13 protein-coding genes are annotated in these 16,513 nt (G+C 64.0%); 2 read left to right on the forward strand and 11 right to left on the reverse strand.

Annotation, left to right across the window (positions count from 1 at the left end; genetic code table 11):
• Window positions 1-124: 124 nt before the first annotated feature.
• The 7 genes from mdoH to gatC all read right to left on the reverse strand — a co-directional run bounded on the left by mdoH (window position 125) and on the right by gatC (window position 8,553).
• The gene (gene mdoH, locus AC0CMF_RS04480; protein ID WP_374628314.1) at window positions 125-1,918 is read right to left on the reverse strand and encodes a glucans biosynthesis glucosyltransferase MdoH; all 1,794 of its coding nucleotides are present in this window, start codon (window positions 1,916-1,918) and stop codon (window positions 125-127) included.
• A gap of 5 nt (window positions 1,919-1,923) precedes the next feature.
• Window positions 1,924-2,283, reverse strand: a complete 360-nt coding sequence (locus AC0CMF_RS04485) for a hypothetical protein (protein ID WP_050471643.1) — start codon at window positions 2,281-2,283, stop codon at window positions 1,924-1,926.
• A gap of 32 nt (window positions 2,284-2,315) precedes the next feature.
• A complete protein-coding gene (locus AC0CMF_RS04490) occupies window positions 2,316-3,893 on the reverse strand; it encodes an OpgD/OpgG family glucan biosynthesis protein (RefSeq protein WP_244274434.1) in 1,578 nt (525 codons plus the stop codon).
• A gap of 252 nt (window positions 3,894-4,145) precedes the next feature.
• The gene (locus AC0CMF_RS04495) at window positions 4,146-5,246 is read right to left on the reverse strand and encodes an NAD(P)/FAD-dependent oxidoreductase (protein ID WP_374628315.1); all 1,101 of its coding nucleotides are present in this window, start codon (window positions 5,244-5,246) and stop codon (window positions 4,146-4,148) included.
• A gap of 71 nt (window positions 5,247-5,317) precedes the next feature.
• Window positions 5,318-6,271 carry a chymotrypsin family serine protease gene (locus AC0CMF_RS04500; protein WP_374628316.1) on the reverse strand — a complete coding sequence of 318 codons (954 nt, stop codon included), beginning with the start codon at window positions 6,269-6,271 and terminating at the stop codon, window positions 5,318-5,320.
• Window positions 6,272-6,771: 500 nt separating this feature from the next.
• The gene (gene gatA, locus AC0CMF_RS04505) at window positions 6,772-8,244 is read right to left on the reverse strand and encodes an Asp-tRNA(Asn)/Glu-tRNA(Gln) amidotransferase subunit GatA (RefSeq protein WP_058899961.1); all 1,473 of its coding nucleotides are present in this window, start codon (window positions 8,242-8,244) and stop codon (window positions 6,772-6,774) included.
• A gap of 21 nt (window positions 8,245-8,265) precedes the next feature.
• Window positions 8,266-8,553, reverse strand: a complete 288-nt coding sequence (gene gatC / locus AC0CMF_RS04510; protein WP_019966277.1) for an Asp-tRNA(Asn)/Glu-tRNA(Gln) amidotransferase subunit GatC — start codon at window positions 8,551-8,553, stop codon at window positions 8,266-8,268.
• 398 nt (window positions 8,554-8,951) lie between these two features.
• Here gatC and AC0CMF_RS04515 point away from each other — a divergent pair, with 398 nt between their 5' ends.
• The gene (locus AC0CMF_RS04515) at window positions 8,952-9,587 is read left to right on the forward strand and encodes a TetR/AcrR family transcriptional regulator (RefSeq protein ID WP_374628317.1); all 636 of its coding nucleotides are present in this window, start codon (window positions 8,952-8,954) and stop codon (window positions 9,585-9,587) included.
• A gap of 3 nt (window positions 9,588-9,590) precedes the next feature.
• Here AC0CMF_RS04515 and AC0CMF_RS04520 read toward each other — a convergent pair whose 3' ends face one another.
• Genes AC0CMF_RS04520 through AC0CMF_RS04530 form a run of 3 tightly spaced genes read right to left on the reverse strand, consistent with a single transcriptional unit; the run spans window position 9,591 to window position 14,311 of the window.
• Window positions 9,591-10,745: an osmoprotectant NAGGN system M42 family peptidase gene (locus tag AC0CMF_RS04520; RefSeq protein WP_082676172.1), complete on the reverse strand. Its 1,155-nt coding sequence runs from the start codon at window positions 10,743-10,745 to the stop codon at window positions 9,591-9,593.
• Between the two features lie 2 nt (window positions 10,746-10,747).
• Complete coding sequence (gene ngg, locus AC0CMF_RS04525; protein WP_374628318.1) at window positions 10,748-12,532, reverse strand: N-acetylglutaminylglutamine synthetase; 1,785 nt, start codon at window positions 12,530-12,532, stop codon at window positions 10,748-10,750.
• A gap of 3 nt (window positions 12,533-12,535) precedes the next feature.
• On the reverse strand, window positions 12,536-14,311 hold the full coding sequence (locus AC0CMF_RS04530; protein ID WP_374628319.1) for an N-acetylglutaminylglutamine amidotransferase: 1,776 nt from the start codon (window positions 14,309-14,311) through the stop codon (window positions 12,536-12,538).
• Between the two features lie 84 nt (window positions 14,312-14,395).
• Between AC0CMF_RS04530 and AC0CMF_RS04535 the strand changes: the two genes are divergently transcribed.
• Window positions 14,396-14,887 carry a MarR family winged helix-turn-helix transcriptional regulator gene (locus AC0CMF_RS04535; RefSeq protein WP_374628320.1) on the forward strand — a complete coding sequence of 164 codons (492 nt, stop codon included), beginning with the start codon at window positions 14,396-14,398 and terminating at the stop codon, window positions 14,885-14,887.
• A gap of 97 nt (window positions 14,888-14,984) precedes the next feature.
• On the opposite strand, the gene AC0CMF_RS04540 is transcribed toward AC0CMF_RS04535, so the two are convergent.
• The gene (locus AC0CMF_RS04540; RefSeq protein WP_374628321.1) at window positions 14,985-16,211 is read right to left on the reverse strand and encodes a M24 family metallopeptidase; all 1,227 of its coding nucleotides are present in this window, start codon (window positions 16,209-16,211) and stop codon (window positions 14,985-14,987) included.
• Between the last annotated feature and the right edge of the window lie 302 nt (window positions 16,212-16,513).

Here is a 16,513-nt window from a genome sequence, read left to right on the forward strand (position 1 = left end):
GTCCGCACTCATTCAGGTATCATTTTTGGCACCTTTTTTCAACCTTTGGCACGGGGAACGGCTCCAACGAAAAAAGGCGCGGAAGCTGCCCCCGCGCCTTGACTGTCAAAAACTCACTGCCTGCTCAGACCGCCTGCACGGCCTTGGCCGCAAGCGGCGTCGTGGACGCATGGGCGCCAGCTTCCAGCGTGCGTTCCAGATCGGCGATCACCGGCTCCGGGGTCATCTCGAAAGGCGTGACGAACAGGCGGAGACGGCGGAAGGCTTGACCCATCAGCACGGACGAGGTGAGAAACACGAGGATTGGCGCCAGCACTAGGGGCAGGGCAATCGGCATCAGCCAGAGCAGCAGGTCCGGTGTATAATTATGGGCAAAGACCAAGGCGGCAGCCCCGCCGATCGCCATCCACCAGGTGGCCTTGATGCTGTCCCAGAAGGACATGGAGCCATCGGCACGGTCGGCTGCAGGCCAGCCGGAATCAGCGCCGAGCAGGATCTGCAAAACGGACCGGCTCTGGAACATCATATGCACCGGCGCCAGCATCGAGGTGAAGACAAGTTCCAGAAACGCCGTCAGTGTCACGCAGAGGGTGCCGCCGAAGTTGCGGGAATCTCCGCGCACCAGCGCCCGCACCAGCAGGATGGCCTTGGGCAGGATCAGGAGCGCCACCACGCCGAACAGCAGGGCCAGCGCCGTGGTCGTCTCCGGATGCGGGAACACCGGGAAGGGCGAGGACGCATCGAAATAGACCGGCGGCGGCGCAAACAGCGGCGCGGCAAGGCTGGCGATGATGAAGATCAGCCAGATCGGCGAGGACAGATAGGCGAAGATGCCCTGCAGGATCGAGATGCGGCTCCACAGGCGGAAGCGCGGCGCGATCAGCAGCCGGGCGTGCTGCAGGTTGCCCTGGCACCAGCGCCGGTCACGCTTGGCATAGGCCACGATATTGGCCGGAGCCTCCTCATAGGAGCCTTCCAGATCCGGGTCGACGCGCACGGTCCAGCCGTCACGGGCCAGCATGGCCGCTTCCACCGTATCGTGGCTGAGAATATGCCCGCCGAAGGGCGGCTTGCCGGTGAGCGCGCCCATGCCGCAGCTTTCGGCAAAGGCCCGCACGCGGATGAGCGCATTATGGCCCCAGAACGGGCCTTCCGAGCCCTGCAGTGCCGCCACACCCCGGGTGAAGACCGGGGAATAGAAGGCGGCCGAGAACTGGAGCATCCGGCCAAACAGGGTGCTGAGACCGATGACCTGCGGCAGGGCCTGCAGGAGCCCCAGCTTCGGCTCGGCTTCCATGCGGCGCACCATCTCGACGATGGTCTCCCCGCGCATCAGGCTGTCGGCGTCCAGCACCAGCATGTAGGAATAAGCACCGCCCGACGTGCGGATGAAATCGGCGATATTGCCGGCCTTGCGGCCGACATTCGGGCTGCGGTTGCGGTAATAGAGATGCCCGCCCGCCTTGAGACTGATCAGGGCCGAACGGTAGGCCTCGTTTTCGGCAGCGACACTGGCCGCCCTGGTCGAGTCCGACAGCACATGCACATCGAAAAGATCGATGTAGCCGGCGGCTTCGATGGAGCGGTACATGGCTGCAATACGGGCGAAGACCGGCCCTGTGTCCTCGTTGTAGACCGGCACCAGAATGGCCGTGCGGCCCACGGGGCGGCCCTGCAGCACCGGCATCTGCGGCGGGGTGAAAAGCACGCCCAGCAGCGCAGTACAGGCACCCCAGGCCAGCCAGAATGCGGTGATGACGATCAGCGCGATGCGCAGAACGTCAACCCAGTCAAACCCGTCCGACTGAACCACCGTGCCAAACATGGAAGCGGCGGCAACCGTCAGGGTCGCCGCCAGCACGAAAGCTCCGATACGCCGGATTGCCACCGCGAGGCGGCTTTCCCCCGACCCGATCATGGATGTCAGCCCTCACCCACCGGAGGACGCGCGCCAAACAGGCTGCGTGCACCCGCGGCAGAGCGCAGCCACGCAGGCACCAGCCGTCCCTGCAGGTTATGCTCGGGCATCGCAAGCGCCACTTGCGGCTGCGGCAGAACAATACAGGACGCCACGAGACGCAGAGTTGCCGCATCGCTCTCCGGATGAGCCAGCAGCTCTTCCGCATCGCGCTCAAGACCCAGCAGGGCCAGCGTCTCGGCAACCGATTGCACGAGCACAGCATCCTCAACATCCGCCCGGCCCGTGTGGGCGCGGACAAACTCCAAACCAGCTGCAACCACTGACTGTTCAGCGCCTGCAGTAAAGTCTGTTTCAATCGACATAGAAGCCTCCTGGTCTCCCATGACAACTCCACTCATACCGTTTTGTTCCATTGGTACATCCAAGTCTCTGTCGCGGTCTTGCCGTCCAGGACAAGAGACAAGCTCATTTCAGACGGGCTGCTGTTGTCTTGCCTGTAAAGGTCAAAGATGAAGCGCCAGTGCCCCGGCTGCAGTTGCTGAAGCAGCGGATTGCGCACTTCGGCATTCTGCACCCAGAGTTTCGGTTCAATATTGGCGTCACGGCCAACCGGCATCAGCGGCCCGCCCCTGAACTCGACAACAAACTTGCGCAGGGCCGGATCATAATCCGAGGCCGCGCTGCCGCCGTGACCGGTGCGGGTATCGGTGATCTGCGCAAGCTCCGTGCCCGGTTCCGGCTCCCGGCCCCAATACATGCGGTAGCGGAACCGCAGCTCCGCCCCGGCCTTGGCCGGTCCGGAGGGAATCCAGAAGGCTGCGATGTTGTCGTGGATCTCCTTCTGCGAAGGAATTTCCGCCAGCATCACATGGCCCTTGCCCCAATCATCCAGCGGCTCGATCCACAGGGACGGACGGCGCTCGTACTTGGCTTCCGTGTCCTGATAGTTTTCGAAATTGCGGTCCCGCTGGATCAGTCCAAAGCCCTTGATCTTTTCCGCTGAGAAGAAGGACAAGCCCAGATTGCGCGGGTTCACCAGCGGCCGCCACTGCCGTTCGCCGGAATCATGCAGGATCAGCAGCCCGTCGCTGTCGTGAACCTCGGGGCGGAAATCATCAAAGCCGAGCCGGTCATTTTCACCGAAAAGATACATGGACGTCAGCGGCGCAATGCCCAGCCGGTCCACATCTCCGCGCAGGAAAATGCGGGCATCGACTTCGACTTCCGTGTTGATTCCCGGCGTCACCACGAAAGCATAGGCGCCCGTGACGCGCTCGCTCTCCAGTTCGGCCCAGATCTTGAGGCTGTTCTGCCCCGGCTGCGGCCGCTCGATGAAGAAACGCGTGAAGCGCGGAAACTCTTCCGGCTTGCCGGCCGCCGTATCGATGGCAAGGCCACGGGCGGACAGGCCATAGATCGACCCCTTGCCAAGCGCCCGGAAATAGCTGGAGCCGAGAAAGGCGATCAGCTCGTCCTTGTACTCGGGCCGGTTCAGCGGATAATGCAACCGGAAACCGGCGACACCCGGCAGGTCCTGCCCCTCGAAGTCCGCCGCATTGAGCGGCTCCCGGTATTCAAAGTCTGCGCCGGTGAAATGCAGCTCGCGCAGGTTCGGCCCATCCACCTCATAGATCTGGACCGGCTTGGTGTAGAGCCCGCCGGGAGGAAAGGCCTGCATCTCGTAGCTGACACCGGCATCGCGCCAGACTGCCTTGTCCGGCCGGAAGCGAATAGCCCTGTACTGATCATAGTCGAGCGCGGCGAAGCGTTCCGGCAGCTCGGCCACAGTGCCATCGAAGGACTCACCCGCCTTCTGCCGCATCTGCTCGACAAGCGCTTCAAAAGAGAACGCGGGCGCCGGGGCACCACCGCCGGCCTGCGCAAAAGCCGTGCGCGGCGCGAGGCTCAAGGCACCGGCGAGAGAGCCGAGACACAGCGAACTTGTCACAAGAAACTTGCGTCGATTGATCACGTTATTTGCCCGAGGAAAGTGGGTCACCAGCGCTGCAGGAAGGCCTTGGAGGTCGCATATAACACAAGGCGATGCGACAATAATATGAGATACTTAGGCCTCCCGTCCATAAAAATGCTGCAATGCGGCACCGTTTACCTCACGTTTTCTGAACACCTCGCAAAACAGGAATACCAAACCCTTAATCTGGTCTTCCTGCCCCTCTTTTTAGAAACGAAATGCGGCAGTAATTCGCAGAACGCCAAACAGCCTTCATATATCATTAACAATCAAGGCAACGCGGGCGCCAATCGCCAATGAAGCCGTCAATCCCGGCGATTCGATTCCGAGAAGATTCACAAGGCCGGCGATTTTGTGACCGGCCTCAGTTTCGATGAGGAAATCTGCGGAAGCCTCGCCTTCCCCTGTCAGCTTGGGGCGAATACCTGCATAGTCAGGCAGCAGAGCTTCATCCGGCAGATGCGGCCAATAGCGGCGGATTGCAGCGTAGAAACCGGCTGCGCGCGCCGGATCGACTCTGTAATCCTCCTCGCCGGTCCATTCCACATCCGGTCCGAAGCGCCCCTGCCCTGCCAGATCGAGCGTCAGATGCACACCAAGGCCGCCCGGCTCCGGCACCGGATAGATCAAACGCGAGAACGGCGGGCGGGCGGACAGGCGGAAATAGTTGCCCTTGGCCATGTGGAACGGCCGCTGCGGATAGCCGTCCAGCGTCGACAGCAGCCGCATTGCGGAGAGACCCGCACTGACCACAAGATGGCGGCAGGAAAGCCTGTACCCCTCTGCCCCTTCCATCAGCAGCTCGAAGCCGCCGCCGCTGCGGTGATGGATTGCGGCCACACAGCTGTGCAGCACCACCTGCCCGCCCCGCGAGGTTATGTCTCCCTCCAGCGCCTGCATGTAGCCGTGGCTGTCGAGAATGCCGGTGGAAGGTGACAGGAGCGCTGCCTCGCAGGCCAGTGCCGGCTCCAGCGCCTGCGCCTCAGCCCGCGTCAGAAACGCAAGGTCATGAACGCCATTGGCCGCTGCACGGGCAGCGATGGATTCCAGTTCGGCCACCTGATCTGCGGAGGTTGCGACGATCAGCTTGCCGCAGCGCCGGTGGCCAATGCCGCGAGCCGCGCAATAGGAATAGAGCCGCTCCTTGCCTTCCACGCAAAACTCGGCCTTCAGACTGCCTTTCGGGTAATAGATCCCTGCGTGAATGACTTCGGAATTGCGGGAGCTTGTCTCCGAACCGATCAGTCCATGGCGCTCCAGCACCATGACCTCGCGCCCGCTTTCCGCCAAAGCACGGGCAGCGGCCAGCCCTACGGCCCCTGCTCCGATGACAACGGTATCCACGTCAAACACGGTCTTCTCCAGCAACAGCAGGAATAAATCCGGCAGAAAGGCAGGAAGAAGACCGCGCTCAACTCACAGCGTCAAGCCGAAAGGACATCCAGATTGCCACCGAAGGCCGCATCAATCCGGGACCAGGGGGAGAAGATGCCATAGGTCCCGGAGCCAACGACCGGCGTGGCGGCGGTTACATCGAGGTTGGAACACGATCCGACATTGATGCCACAGAAGGTGACGTTGGTATTGGTGCCCACCTGAGTATAGACCGGCCCGCCGCTGTCCCCCTCTTCGGAGGCATAGGACGCAAGCACCTGATTGGTGAGCGTCTGCGGGTCATCAAACTCTCCGACAGAAAAGGTAACGCTGACACCGGTGGCAACCACCTGGCCCTCCTGCGGGTCCTCCTTGTTCATGCCCAGCATCTTCACATCAAGGCCGGGCACAACCACATGATCGCCAGCAGCTGCAGTCACGCGCAAATAGGGCCCGGCCGCCGTCCAGATCTCCCCTTTGGTGACGGCGGCGGCGGCAGTCTTGGCAACGAAGGCGGCATCGCAGCTGCCGTTCTTCCAGTTGGTGATCACTTGAACCTTGCCGATGTTGTCCTGCGACACCTTGCTGTTCTGATAGACGGTCGTGTTCGTCTTGCTGACCACATGCCCGGAGACGAGGACCCCGTGCTTGGGCGTGATGGAGCCATCATCATAGCTGCAGCCGATGCAGATGGTGCCTGTGAACTCCTGATAGCTGCGGTTCACCACCATCTGGATCCCGCCCACGACCGGGCGGATGCGGTCCTGATTGGACATGTGCCGGCGCGCCGTGAAGGGCTGCAGCCGCAGCGGCAGGCCGCAGGTGAGGTAACGCAGGTGCGCGAAGGTTTCCTCGGACGGACCTTCGCTGAAATCGAGCCCGGCCGTCAGGACACCGGTTTCCCAATCCACATAGGCCAGCGTCAGCGGCAGGTGGCCGCGGCCCCGGATCTGCATGGCGGCGGTCACCGCGCCATGCGCCTGCATCAGATAGTCTTCGATCATCGCCGTCTCTCTCAAGATGCTCCCTATCCCTGAGGAGGAGACGCATCCATGGGGGCTGGCGTGAAAGACGGACGGCAACACAGCCGGGACTCACCGCAGGGCTTTCGCGCAGGCCTCTACGGCTTAGACGAGCCGGACCTTGTCCGAGGCTTGCCGGGAGAGGCCCTCCCCGGGGAGACTTCGTCATGCCACGACTTGATCGTGGCATCCATGCCGTTTCAGAAAAGCACACGACAAGATCAGGCTAGTCAGACTGCAGAGATCCCATCTCCTTCGTCTTCCCGGACGCAGCGAAGCGGAGATCCGGGACCGGTGAGCCAAGGCCTGCCGGCTATGAACAATGCGAACATGCAACAGGCACCCCGGCTCACCGGTCCCGGCTCGCGCTGCGCTTGGCCGGGATGACGGTGGAGAGGAAAGAGGAAAAGGGCGTTCAAAAACAAACCCGCCGGGTTGCCCCGGCGGGTCTGACATCTCAGCCTGACAGCGCCAGACTTATCTTACCACCAGCGGGCCGGGGTGAAGCGGCCAGCGGCCTTTTCGATCACGGCACCGGCCTGGAACAGGGTTTCCTCGCCGAAGGGGCGGCCGATCAGCTGCAGGCCGAGCGGCAGGCCGGTGGAGGACAGGCCCGCGGGCACAGAGAGGCCCGGCAGACCGGCCATGTTCACCGTCACCGTGAAGATATCGTTGAGATACATGGCGACCGGATCGGAGAACTCGCCCGGCGCAAAGGCGGCATCCGGGGTTGCGGGGGTCAGGATGGCATCGACGCCCGCTTCAAAGGCCAGATCGAAGTCGCGCTTGATCAGGGTGCGCACCTTCTGGGCCTTGAGGTAATAGGCGTCGTAATAGCCGGCCGACAGCACATAGGTGCCGATGAGGATGCGGCGCTGCACTTCCTTGCCGAAGCCTGCGGCGCGGGTATTCTCGTACATCTCGACGATGTCCTTGCCCGGAACGCGCAGGCCGTAGCGCACCCCGTCATAACGGGCAAGGTTCGAGGAGGCTTCCGCCGGGGCGACGATGTAATAGGCCGGAAGGGCATATTTCGTGTGCGGCAGGGAGATGTCGACGATCTCGGCACCGGCTTCCTTCAGCCAGGCGATGCCCTGCTGCCACAGTGCTTCGACTTCGGCAGGCATACCTTCGATGCGGTACTCACGCGGGATGCCGATGCGCAGGCCCTTCACGGACTTGCCGATGGCGGCCTCATAGTCCGGCACCGGCAGATCGACGGAGGTGGTGTCCTTCGGATCGACGGAGGCCATGGACTTCAGCAGGATGGCGCAGTCTTCCACTGTCTTGGCGATGGGGCCGGCCTGATCCAGCGAGGAAGCATAGGCAATGATGCCCCAGCGCGAGCAGCGGCCGTAGGTCGGCTTGATGCCGACGGTACCGGTGAGTGCGGCGGGCTGGCGGATGGAGCCGCCCGTGTCGGTCGCCGTCGCGCCAAGGCAGAGGCTCGCGGCAACGGCTGCCGCCGAACCGCCGGACGAGCCGCCCGGCACCAGCGCCTGGGTGGAGCCGGTCTTGCGCCAAGGGTTCACCACGTTGCCGTAGTAGGAGGACTCGTTGGACGAGCCCATGGCGAATTCGTCCATGTTCAGCTTGCCCAGCATCACCGCGCCATCGGCCCACAGATTGGACGTGACGGTGGATTCGTAAGTCGGCTTGAAGCCGTCCAGAACATGCGAGCAGGCCTGCGTGTGATCGCCCCTGGTGGCGAACAGGTCCTTGATGCCCAGCGGCAGGCCTTCCAGCGCGCCGCCCTCACCCTTGGCCAGCTTCTCGTCGGAGGCCTTGGCCATGGCGCGGGCCTTGTCCGCCGTCACGGCGACATAGGCGTTGATGGCGCCGTTGGAGCCTTCGATGGACGAGAGGAAGGCATCCGTCAGCTCGGCGGAGGTAAAGTCCTTGTTGCGCAGGCCGCGGCGGGCTTCGGCAAGGGTCTGATTGGTCAGATCGGTCATGATGTGATGTCCTTGCCCGGCTTATTCGACGACTTTGGGAACCATGAAGAAATTGTCTTCGGTGGCCGGCGCATTGGCCACCACGTCAGCGGCATAGCCGCCATCGGTCACGCCATCGGCGCGCTTCTTCATCGTCTGCGCCACCACGGAGGTCAGTGGCTCGACGCCCTCGATGTTCACCTCGTCCAGCTGCTCGACGAACTGGAGAATGGAATTCAGCTCGCCGGTCATGCGCTCGGCATCCGCATCGCTCACCTTCAGGCGGGCGAGACGCGCAACGCGCTTCACCGTATTGATATCGACAGACATGGCGCTTCCTCGTGCCGGATGGTCTCATGAAACAGATGCCCCCTTATTCCGCTGCGTTTGTCCAAAGGCAAGGGTGGCCGGGGGTTGAGGATGGAGGCGGGATGAATTACGGTATTGAGGGATACCGTAATAAGACACATTGAGGTGCAGCCCGGATTAATGAGCGGATTTTCAGCGCAAGGTCTCTCCGCACCCCTCCCCCTGGTGGGGAGGGGTAAGGGGTGGGGGGGCTGGGAGCCCACAACCATCTGAAAGATAAATATTTTCTTGAAGAGACATCAAGAGGAACAGCTGCCCGTAATCAATGACTTTTCTGCCAAGCGGAAACGCTGTCCCTCCCACCCCTCACCCCTCCCCACGAGGAGGAGGGGGGCTGAAAAGCCGTGCCAAAGCCCCCCATGACCCAGCCTCAAACCAACTCCCCCTCCCCGCGTGGACGCCATCAGGATGAGGCGCTGACGGTCCGCATTCTGGATGCGGCGCTGAAGGCCATTGCAGACCATGGGCCGGAGGGTGCAAGGCTGGCGGAGATTGCGCGGGTGGCGGGAACAAGCCAGCAGGCGCTGCACCGGCGCTGGCCGGACAAGGCCGGACTGCTGCTGGCGGCGCTTGAGCATGGGCTTGCGGGGCTTTCGGACCTGCGCGCCGGGCGGGCCGGGTTTCAGCGCACCACGGCGGGGGAACTGGCGGCGTTCCTGAGCGAAGCCTGCCAGCGGCTGTGCGGAACGGTTCTGGGCCGGGCACTCGCCCGCCTGCCCCGCAACGCGCAAGGCTGCCCGATGGCGCAGCTTGTGGCAGGGCTGGAAGATGAATGGCGGCTTGCCCTGCGGCAGATGCTGATTGCCACGCCCTTTGAGGCCGCGCTCACCGCCCGCATCGAACTGGTCACCGGCTTCCTGCGCCTGCAGACGGGAGCGCCACAGCCGCCGCCGCAACGCCTGATCGAGGACACGGCAGCGCTGGTTCTGGGCCTGATTGCGCCTGCACAGCCGCAAAGCCCAGGCAGCGCGGAGGCTGCGCTGCCTGGGCTGTGAGGTCTATCCTTGCGGATGCGGCACGAGGTCGGGCCGCAGCACCTGCGGGGCTTCCTCCACCGGCTGACGGGTGAAGCCCTTCACACTCGAGAACGCTTCCGCATCGCGCTGGATCTCGACCGGGCTCAGCACATAGGCCGCCGCCAGTTCCGCCAGCGAGCGCAGCGCATGCATGTGGATGCGCTCATAGCCATGGCTGGCATCGACGCCGAAGGTAGCGAGCGCCGTGCGCACATCCGCCCCCGCCTCGACGGCCGAAGCCGCATCGGAACGGTAGTAGCGGAACACATCCTTCTGGTAGCGGATGTCATGCTGGCGGCAGAGTTCCACCAGCTTGCGGGTCAGATGATAGTCGAACGGCCCGGTCTGGTCCGCCATGGCGATGGTGACGCCGAACTCGTCCGAATTCTGCCCCGGCGCCGTGGTGCCATTGTCGATGGCAACCAGCGAGGCGATGTCCGGCGTCAGAACGGCGCCAGCGCCGTGGCCGGTTTCCTCGGCGATGGTGAAGAGAAAATAGGTATCCACCGTCGGCACGCTGCCCTCCTTCACCAGCGCCTTCAGCGCCGCCAGCATGACGGCGACGCCCGCCTTGTCATCCAGATGCCGCGAGACGATGAAGCCATTGGGCAGGAATTCCGGCTGCGGATCCACCGCCACCATGTCGCCGATTTCGATACCAAGACGGTGAAGATCGGTGGCCGAGCGGGACAGCGCATCGACACGGGCCTCCACGTGGGTCCAGCCGGTGGGCTGGGTGTCCACTTCCGTGTTAAAGGTGTGGCCGGACGCCTTCAGCGGCAGGATGGTGGCGCGGTAGGCGCCTGCGCCGGAAAAGATGGTCACCCGCGCGCCTTCGGCAAAGCGGGCCGACCAGTGGCCAACCGGCACAAGCTCCAGCCGCCCGTTGGGCTTCAGTGCCTTCACCTGTGCCCCCAGCGTGTCGAGATGGGAGACGATGGCCCGGGCCGGGCGCGGCGCTTCGCCCGGAAGCCGGGCACGGATTGCGCCGCGCCGGGTCATTTCATAGGAAATGCCAAGATCTTCCAGATAGGCACAGACCCAGCGCGCCACCTCATCGGTGAAGCCGGTGGGGCTTGGCACGTTCAGCAGCGCCATCAGCACCCGTTCCAGCTCCTCCACATCAATGGACGGCAGGCTCAAAGGTCACCTCCCCCGCGCCAGGCGGCCCGGACAGGCTGGGGCATGGACAGCGGAAACAGGAAATCGACGAAGCGCTCCGCTGTCGGCTGCGGCTCGTGATTGGCAAGGCCAGGGCGCTCGTTCGCTTCGATGAAGTGATATTCCGGCTCGCGCGGGCTCTTCACCATCAGGTCAATGCCCGTAACCGGGATCTCAATGGCCTTTGCCGCCCGCACGGCTGCGTCAATCAACGCACCGTGGGTCTCGCCCGTCACATCATGGATGGTGCCGCCGGTGTGCAGGTTCGCCGTCCGCCGCACGCGCACGGTCACGCCCGCCGCCGGAACATCATCGAGAGCATAGCCTTCCAGCGCCAGACAGCGTTCGGTCTCCGCATCCATCGGGATGCGGGACTCGCCCCCCGTTGCCGCCGCCCGGCGGCGGGACTGGGCGGCGATCAGATCGCGGATCGGCGTTGCGCCGTCGCCCGTGACTTCAGCCGGCTTGCGGATGGCGGCGGCAACGACCTTGTAGTCGATCACCACCAGCCGCAGGTCCATGCCCTCGACGCAGGCCTCCAGCAGCACATCGGCGCAGGTGTTGCGGGCCACGGCAATGGCGGCCATGGTTTCGTCAAGGCCGGTGAGGCCGATGGCGATGCCCTTGCCCTGCTCGCCCCGTGCCGGTTTCACCACCACCTTGCCATGGGCTGCAAGGAATGCCTTGACCGTATCCTCATCCGTTGCCAGCGCCTGCGCCGGAACACTGATGCCGGCCTGTTCCACCACACGGCGGGTGGCGGCCTTGTCATCACAGATCGACATGGCAACGGCGCTGGTGAATTCGGACAGCGACTCCCGGCACTTCACCTGCCGCCCGCCATAGGAGAGGCGGAAGAATCCGCCTTCCGCATCGAGAATATCGGCATGAATGCCCCGCCGCCGCGCCTCGTTGACGATGATCGCCGCATAAGGGTTCAGCGCCGCATCCACCGCAGGCCCGGCATAGAGCGCCTCATTGATGGTGTTCTTCTTCTTCACCGTGAAATAGGGCACGCGGGCAAAGCCCAGCTTCTCGTAGAGCTTTATGGCCTGCTCATTGTCGTGCAGCACGGAGAGGTCCATGAAGGGCCGTCCGCGCCCCTTGAAATGCTCAGCCAGACGGCGCACCAGCGCCTCGCCAACGCCGGGAAACTTCGCCTTGGGCGAAACGGCCAGGCACCAGAGCGAGGCCCCTGCCGCCGCGCCATCCGTTGCCCGGTCATGATCCACGCCCATGGCGGTTCCGGCGATCTCGCCGGTTTCCTCTTCCTCGGCGACAAGCACAGTCACCGTCCGCGCGTCCATCTGCGACCAGAAGAAATCGAGCGGCACCGGCACCATGCCGCGCTCGGCATAAAGCCGGTTCACGGCCTCGGCATCTGCTCGCGACGAGGCGCGGCGGATGGTGAAGCCCGGGCGGCGGTTGCGGGCCGTGCGATAGGTCGCCAGATCCAGCCGGAACATGTGCGAGGGATCGAGAAACAGATCCTGCGGGGCAGCCGCCAGCAGCACATGCGGATCGCGCACATAGATGGCGATGTCGCGCCGTCCCGGCACTTCGGCGAGCAACGCCTCCACCAGCGGCTTCGGCTCGGCGAAGGTATCGCCGAAGATCAGCCGTCCCCAGCCGCAATCCACGCTCGCATCCGGGTCACCGCCAGCCTCGTCCAGGCGTATGCCCGGCTTCAGCCCATGCTCGCGCAGCCGCAGCAGCCGGTGGTCATAGGCCCGGCGCGGACGGTTCAGCTCAAGTTCGCTCATGGATCAGATTCCCTGTTCCTGCAGCCACATTTCCAGCAGGCCCACCTGCCACAGGGCAGAACCCCTGAGCTTCGTCAGGTGTTCCCTCGGCTCAGCCAGAAGCATGTCCGCATAGCGGGTGTTGAACAGGCCGCGCTGGCGCGCCGCCGGGCTGTGCAGGGCCTCGCGCACCATCTCCAGCGTTTCGCCTTCCAGGTATTTCAGCGCCGGAACGGGGAAGTAGCCCTTGGGCCGGTCGATCACATCCGCCGGGATCACCTTGCGGGCCGCATCTTTCAAGACGCCCTTGCCGCCCTGCGCCAGCTTGTGGCGGGCGGGAATGCGGGCCGAAAGCTCCACCAGCTCATGGTCGAGGAACGGCACCCGTGCTTCCAGGCCGAAGGCCATGGTGTGGTTGTCGACCCGCTTCACCGGGTCATCCACCAGCATGATGTTGGTGTCGAGCCTCAGCGCCTTGTCCACCGGATCGGCAGCGCCGGGCCGGGCGAAATGCTGCTCGACGAAGGCAAGGCTCTCGTCGCGCTCCGGCAGATACTCCGGGTTCACCTGCTGGCGCAGTTCGGCATCCGTGCGGTCGAAGAAGGCATCCGCGTAATCGGCCACCGGCTGGTTGGAGCCGGCCAGCGGCGGATACCAGTGATAGCCGCCGAAGACCTCATCCGCCCCCTGCCCCGACTGCACCACCGTGATGTGCTTCGACACCTCCCGCGACAGCAGGTAGAAGCCGATGTTGTCATAGGAAACCATCGGCTCGGACATGGCCTTCACGGCGGCAGGCAGCTCGGCGCGCATATCGGCGGAGGGCACGAAGATCTTGTGATGGTTTGTGCCGTAGTGGCGGGCAATCAGATCCGAGTAATGGAACTCGTCGCCCTTCTCGCCATTGGCCTCCTCGAAGCCGATGGAGAAAGTGGCAAGGTCCTTCTGCCCCTCGTCAGCCAGAAGCCCGGTGATGAGGCTGGAATCGACCCCGCCCGACAGGAGCACGCCCACCGGCACGTCGGCCACCATGCGGCGGCGCACGGCGGTGCGCAGGCCGTCCAGCACCATGTCGCGCCACTCTCCGGCGGACCGGGTCTCATCCGCATTGCTGCGTTCGAACTCCGGCTTCCAGTAGACATGATCGGAATAGCTGCCGTTCACATCATAAGTGCGGATGGTGGCCGCGGGCAGCTTGCGCACGCCCTTCAGCACCGTGCGCGGCGCAGGCACCACCGCATGCCAGGTCATGTAGTGGTGAATGGCGACCGGATCGAGCGTGGTGTCGATACCCCCGCCCGCCAGCAGCGCCGGCAGCGTCGAGGCAAAGGCGAGGCGGCCCCTGCTTTCGGCCAGATACAGCGGCTTGATGCCGAAACGGTCTCGCACCAGATGCACCCGGCCCGTGTCGCGCTCATGCACGGCGATGGCGAACATGCCGTGGAACCGCTCCACGCAATCGCGGCCCCACTGGGCCCAGGCCTTCAGGATCACTTCCGTGTCGCTGGTGGAGGCAAAGCGCTGGCCAAGCTTGCTCAGCTCTGCCCGCAGCTCCGCGTGATTGTAGATGCAGCCGTTGAAGACCAGCGACAGGCCGGCTTCCCGGTCCTGCATCGGCTGGGCGCCGCGCTCGCTGAGATCGATGATCTTCAGCCGCCGGTGGCCGAGCGCAACGCGCCCCTGCTGGGTGACACCCATGCCATCGGGTCCGCGGGCAGCCATCGCGCGCGCCATCGCGTCCACGCGCCGCACATTCGCGTCCCCATCGCCAAAGACCACTTCTCCACACAAGCCGCACATATCCGGGCCGAGCCTCCATTTGCTATTATTGACCCGAAATATATAGGGCTCTAATCATTAGAGTTCAAATCATATGGACACATCATGCCGCAGAACGCCGAAGCCACCCGTATTTTCAAGGCCTTGCGCCGCATCGTCCGCGCCATTGACCTGCGCTCGCGCGAAGTCGCGCGCACGGCGGGACTGACCATTCCGCAGATTGTGGTGCTGCAGGCGATCCGGGATCTGGGGGATGTGACGACGAAAGCGCTGTCCGCTCAGGCGGATCTGAGCGCGGCCACGGTGGTGACCATTCTGGACCGGCTGGAAGAGCGCGGACTGGTGGCGCGGGAGCGTTCAGCCACGGACCGGCGCATCGTCCATGCCCGGCTGACGGAGGAAGGACGCACGCTGCTGGAACGCGCGCCCGCCCTGCTGGACGAGGAATTCGAGGCCCGCTTCGCCCGCAAGGACAGGGAGGCCCAGCAGACCCTCGCCAGCGCCATCGAGGAAATCGCCGCCCTCATGGACGCCCACCGCCTCGACGCAGCGGCCATCCTGACGACGGGCGAGATGACGGCGAAAGCGCCGGAGTAAGGCCAGATGCGGCTGACCTAGAAGGAGAGAAGCTTGAGCCAGCCGTCTGGCACGGAAGCTCCTCTCCTCTTGATAACGAGCGCCGGGATGCGGGCACTCACGCCTGGATGATGTTGTGCTCCGGGCCGAAGGGAAAGCCGGTGATGTTTTCGGCGCCAGAGTCCGTGACGATCAGGATGTCGTGCTCGCGGTAGCCGCCGGCGCCCGGCATGCCTTCGGGGATCATGATCATCGGCTCCATGGAGACGACCATGCCCGGCTCCAGCACCGTATCCACATCCTCGCGCAGTTCCACCGCTGCCTCGCGGCCGTAGTAATGCGACAGCACGCCGAAGGAATGGCCGTAGCCGAAGCTGCGGTATTGCAGGAGGTCATGCTGGCGGTAGATGTCATTGAGTTCCATGGCAATGTCGCAGCAGCGGGCGCCGGGGCGGATCAGCTTCAGCCCGGCCCGGTGAACCTCGCAATTCACCTCCCAAAGACGCAGATGCGCATCCGAGACATGCTCGCAGAAGAGCGTGCGCTCCAGCGCGGTATAGTAGCCGAAGATCATCGGGAAGCAGTTGAGGCTGAGGATGTCGCCTGCCTCGATCTTGCGGTTGGTGACCGGATTATGCGCGCCATCGGTGTTGATGCCGGACTGGAACCAGACCCAGGTGTCCATCAGTTCCACGAAGGGGAAGGAGGCGGCGATTTCCCGCACCATGGCCTGCGTGCCCGCAAGCGCCACCTCATGCTCGCCAACGCCGGCCGCAACGGCTGCCGCGATGGCTGCACCGCCCATATCGCAGATGCGCGTGCCATGGCGGATCAGCAGGTGCTCCTCGGCGCTCTTGATGGTGCGCATGCGCATCACCGCATCGCTCACGTCGACAAGCTCGACACCGGGAAGCGCAGCTTCCAGCAGGGCCTTCAGATCGAGCGACACGTGGTCGAATTCGATGCCGAGCCGCTTCGGCTTGCGTCCGCCCCGGAAGAGGATTTCGGAGACCGCATGAAAATAGTTGTCCTTGCGCCAGTCGGTATAGGTCAGCGCCGTGCCATGCACCCGCCGCCAGGGCTGGCCGCCATCGATACCGGGCACCACCGCCGTTGCGGCCTCATCATCGACGATGAACCCGAAGCGCCGGCCGAAGGCGCAATAGAGGAAGCCGGAGAAATAGCAGATGTTATGGTAGCTGGTGAAAAGGCAGGCATCGACACCCAACGCCTCCATGCGGGCGCGCAGCCGGTCCTGCCGGCCTCGCATCTCTCCTGCTGAAAACGGCGACCAGCTCTTCTCGCCGTTCTCGATCACCTGCAGCCGCATCATGTCTTCCGCCATTTCCATCGCTCCATCTTGCCGAACCGGCCAGAGCCGGATCTTGAAAGTCAGTGTCTGAAACCAAAACGGGCCGGCCTCCCGAATGGGAAGCCGGCCCGCCAGGCCTGAACTCGGTGCTGGAAGAATGCCCGGAACTGGCGTACCGCCCCGGGTCTCCAAAGAGCCTCAAGAGGCCTTGGAGCAAGCATCATTCCAGCGATGTCGTGCCGCTCCGCTGCGCGGAACATGCGTTTGAATTTGCTTCAGTCTGCGTGATCCGGGCGCATCTGATCAAGCGGAGCAACGCGCCAAACACTTGTCAA

This window comes from Pannonibacter sp. CBAS1226, assembly GCF_055685825.1.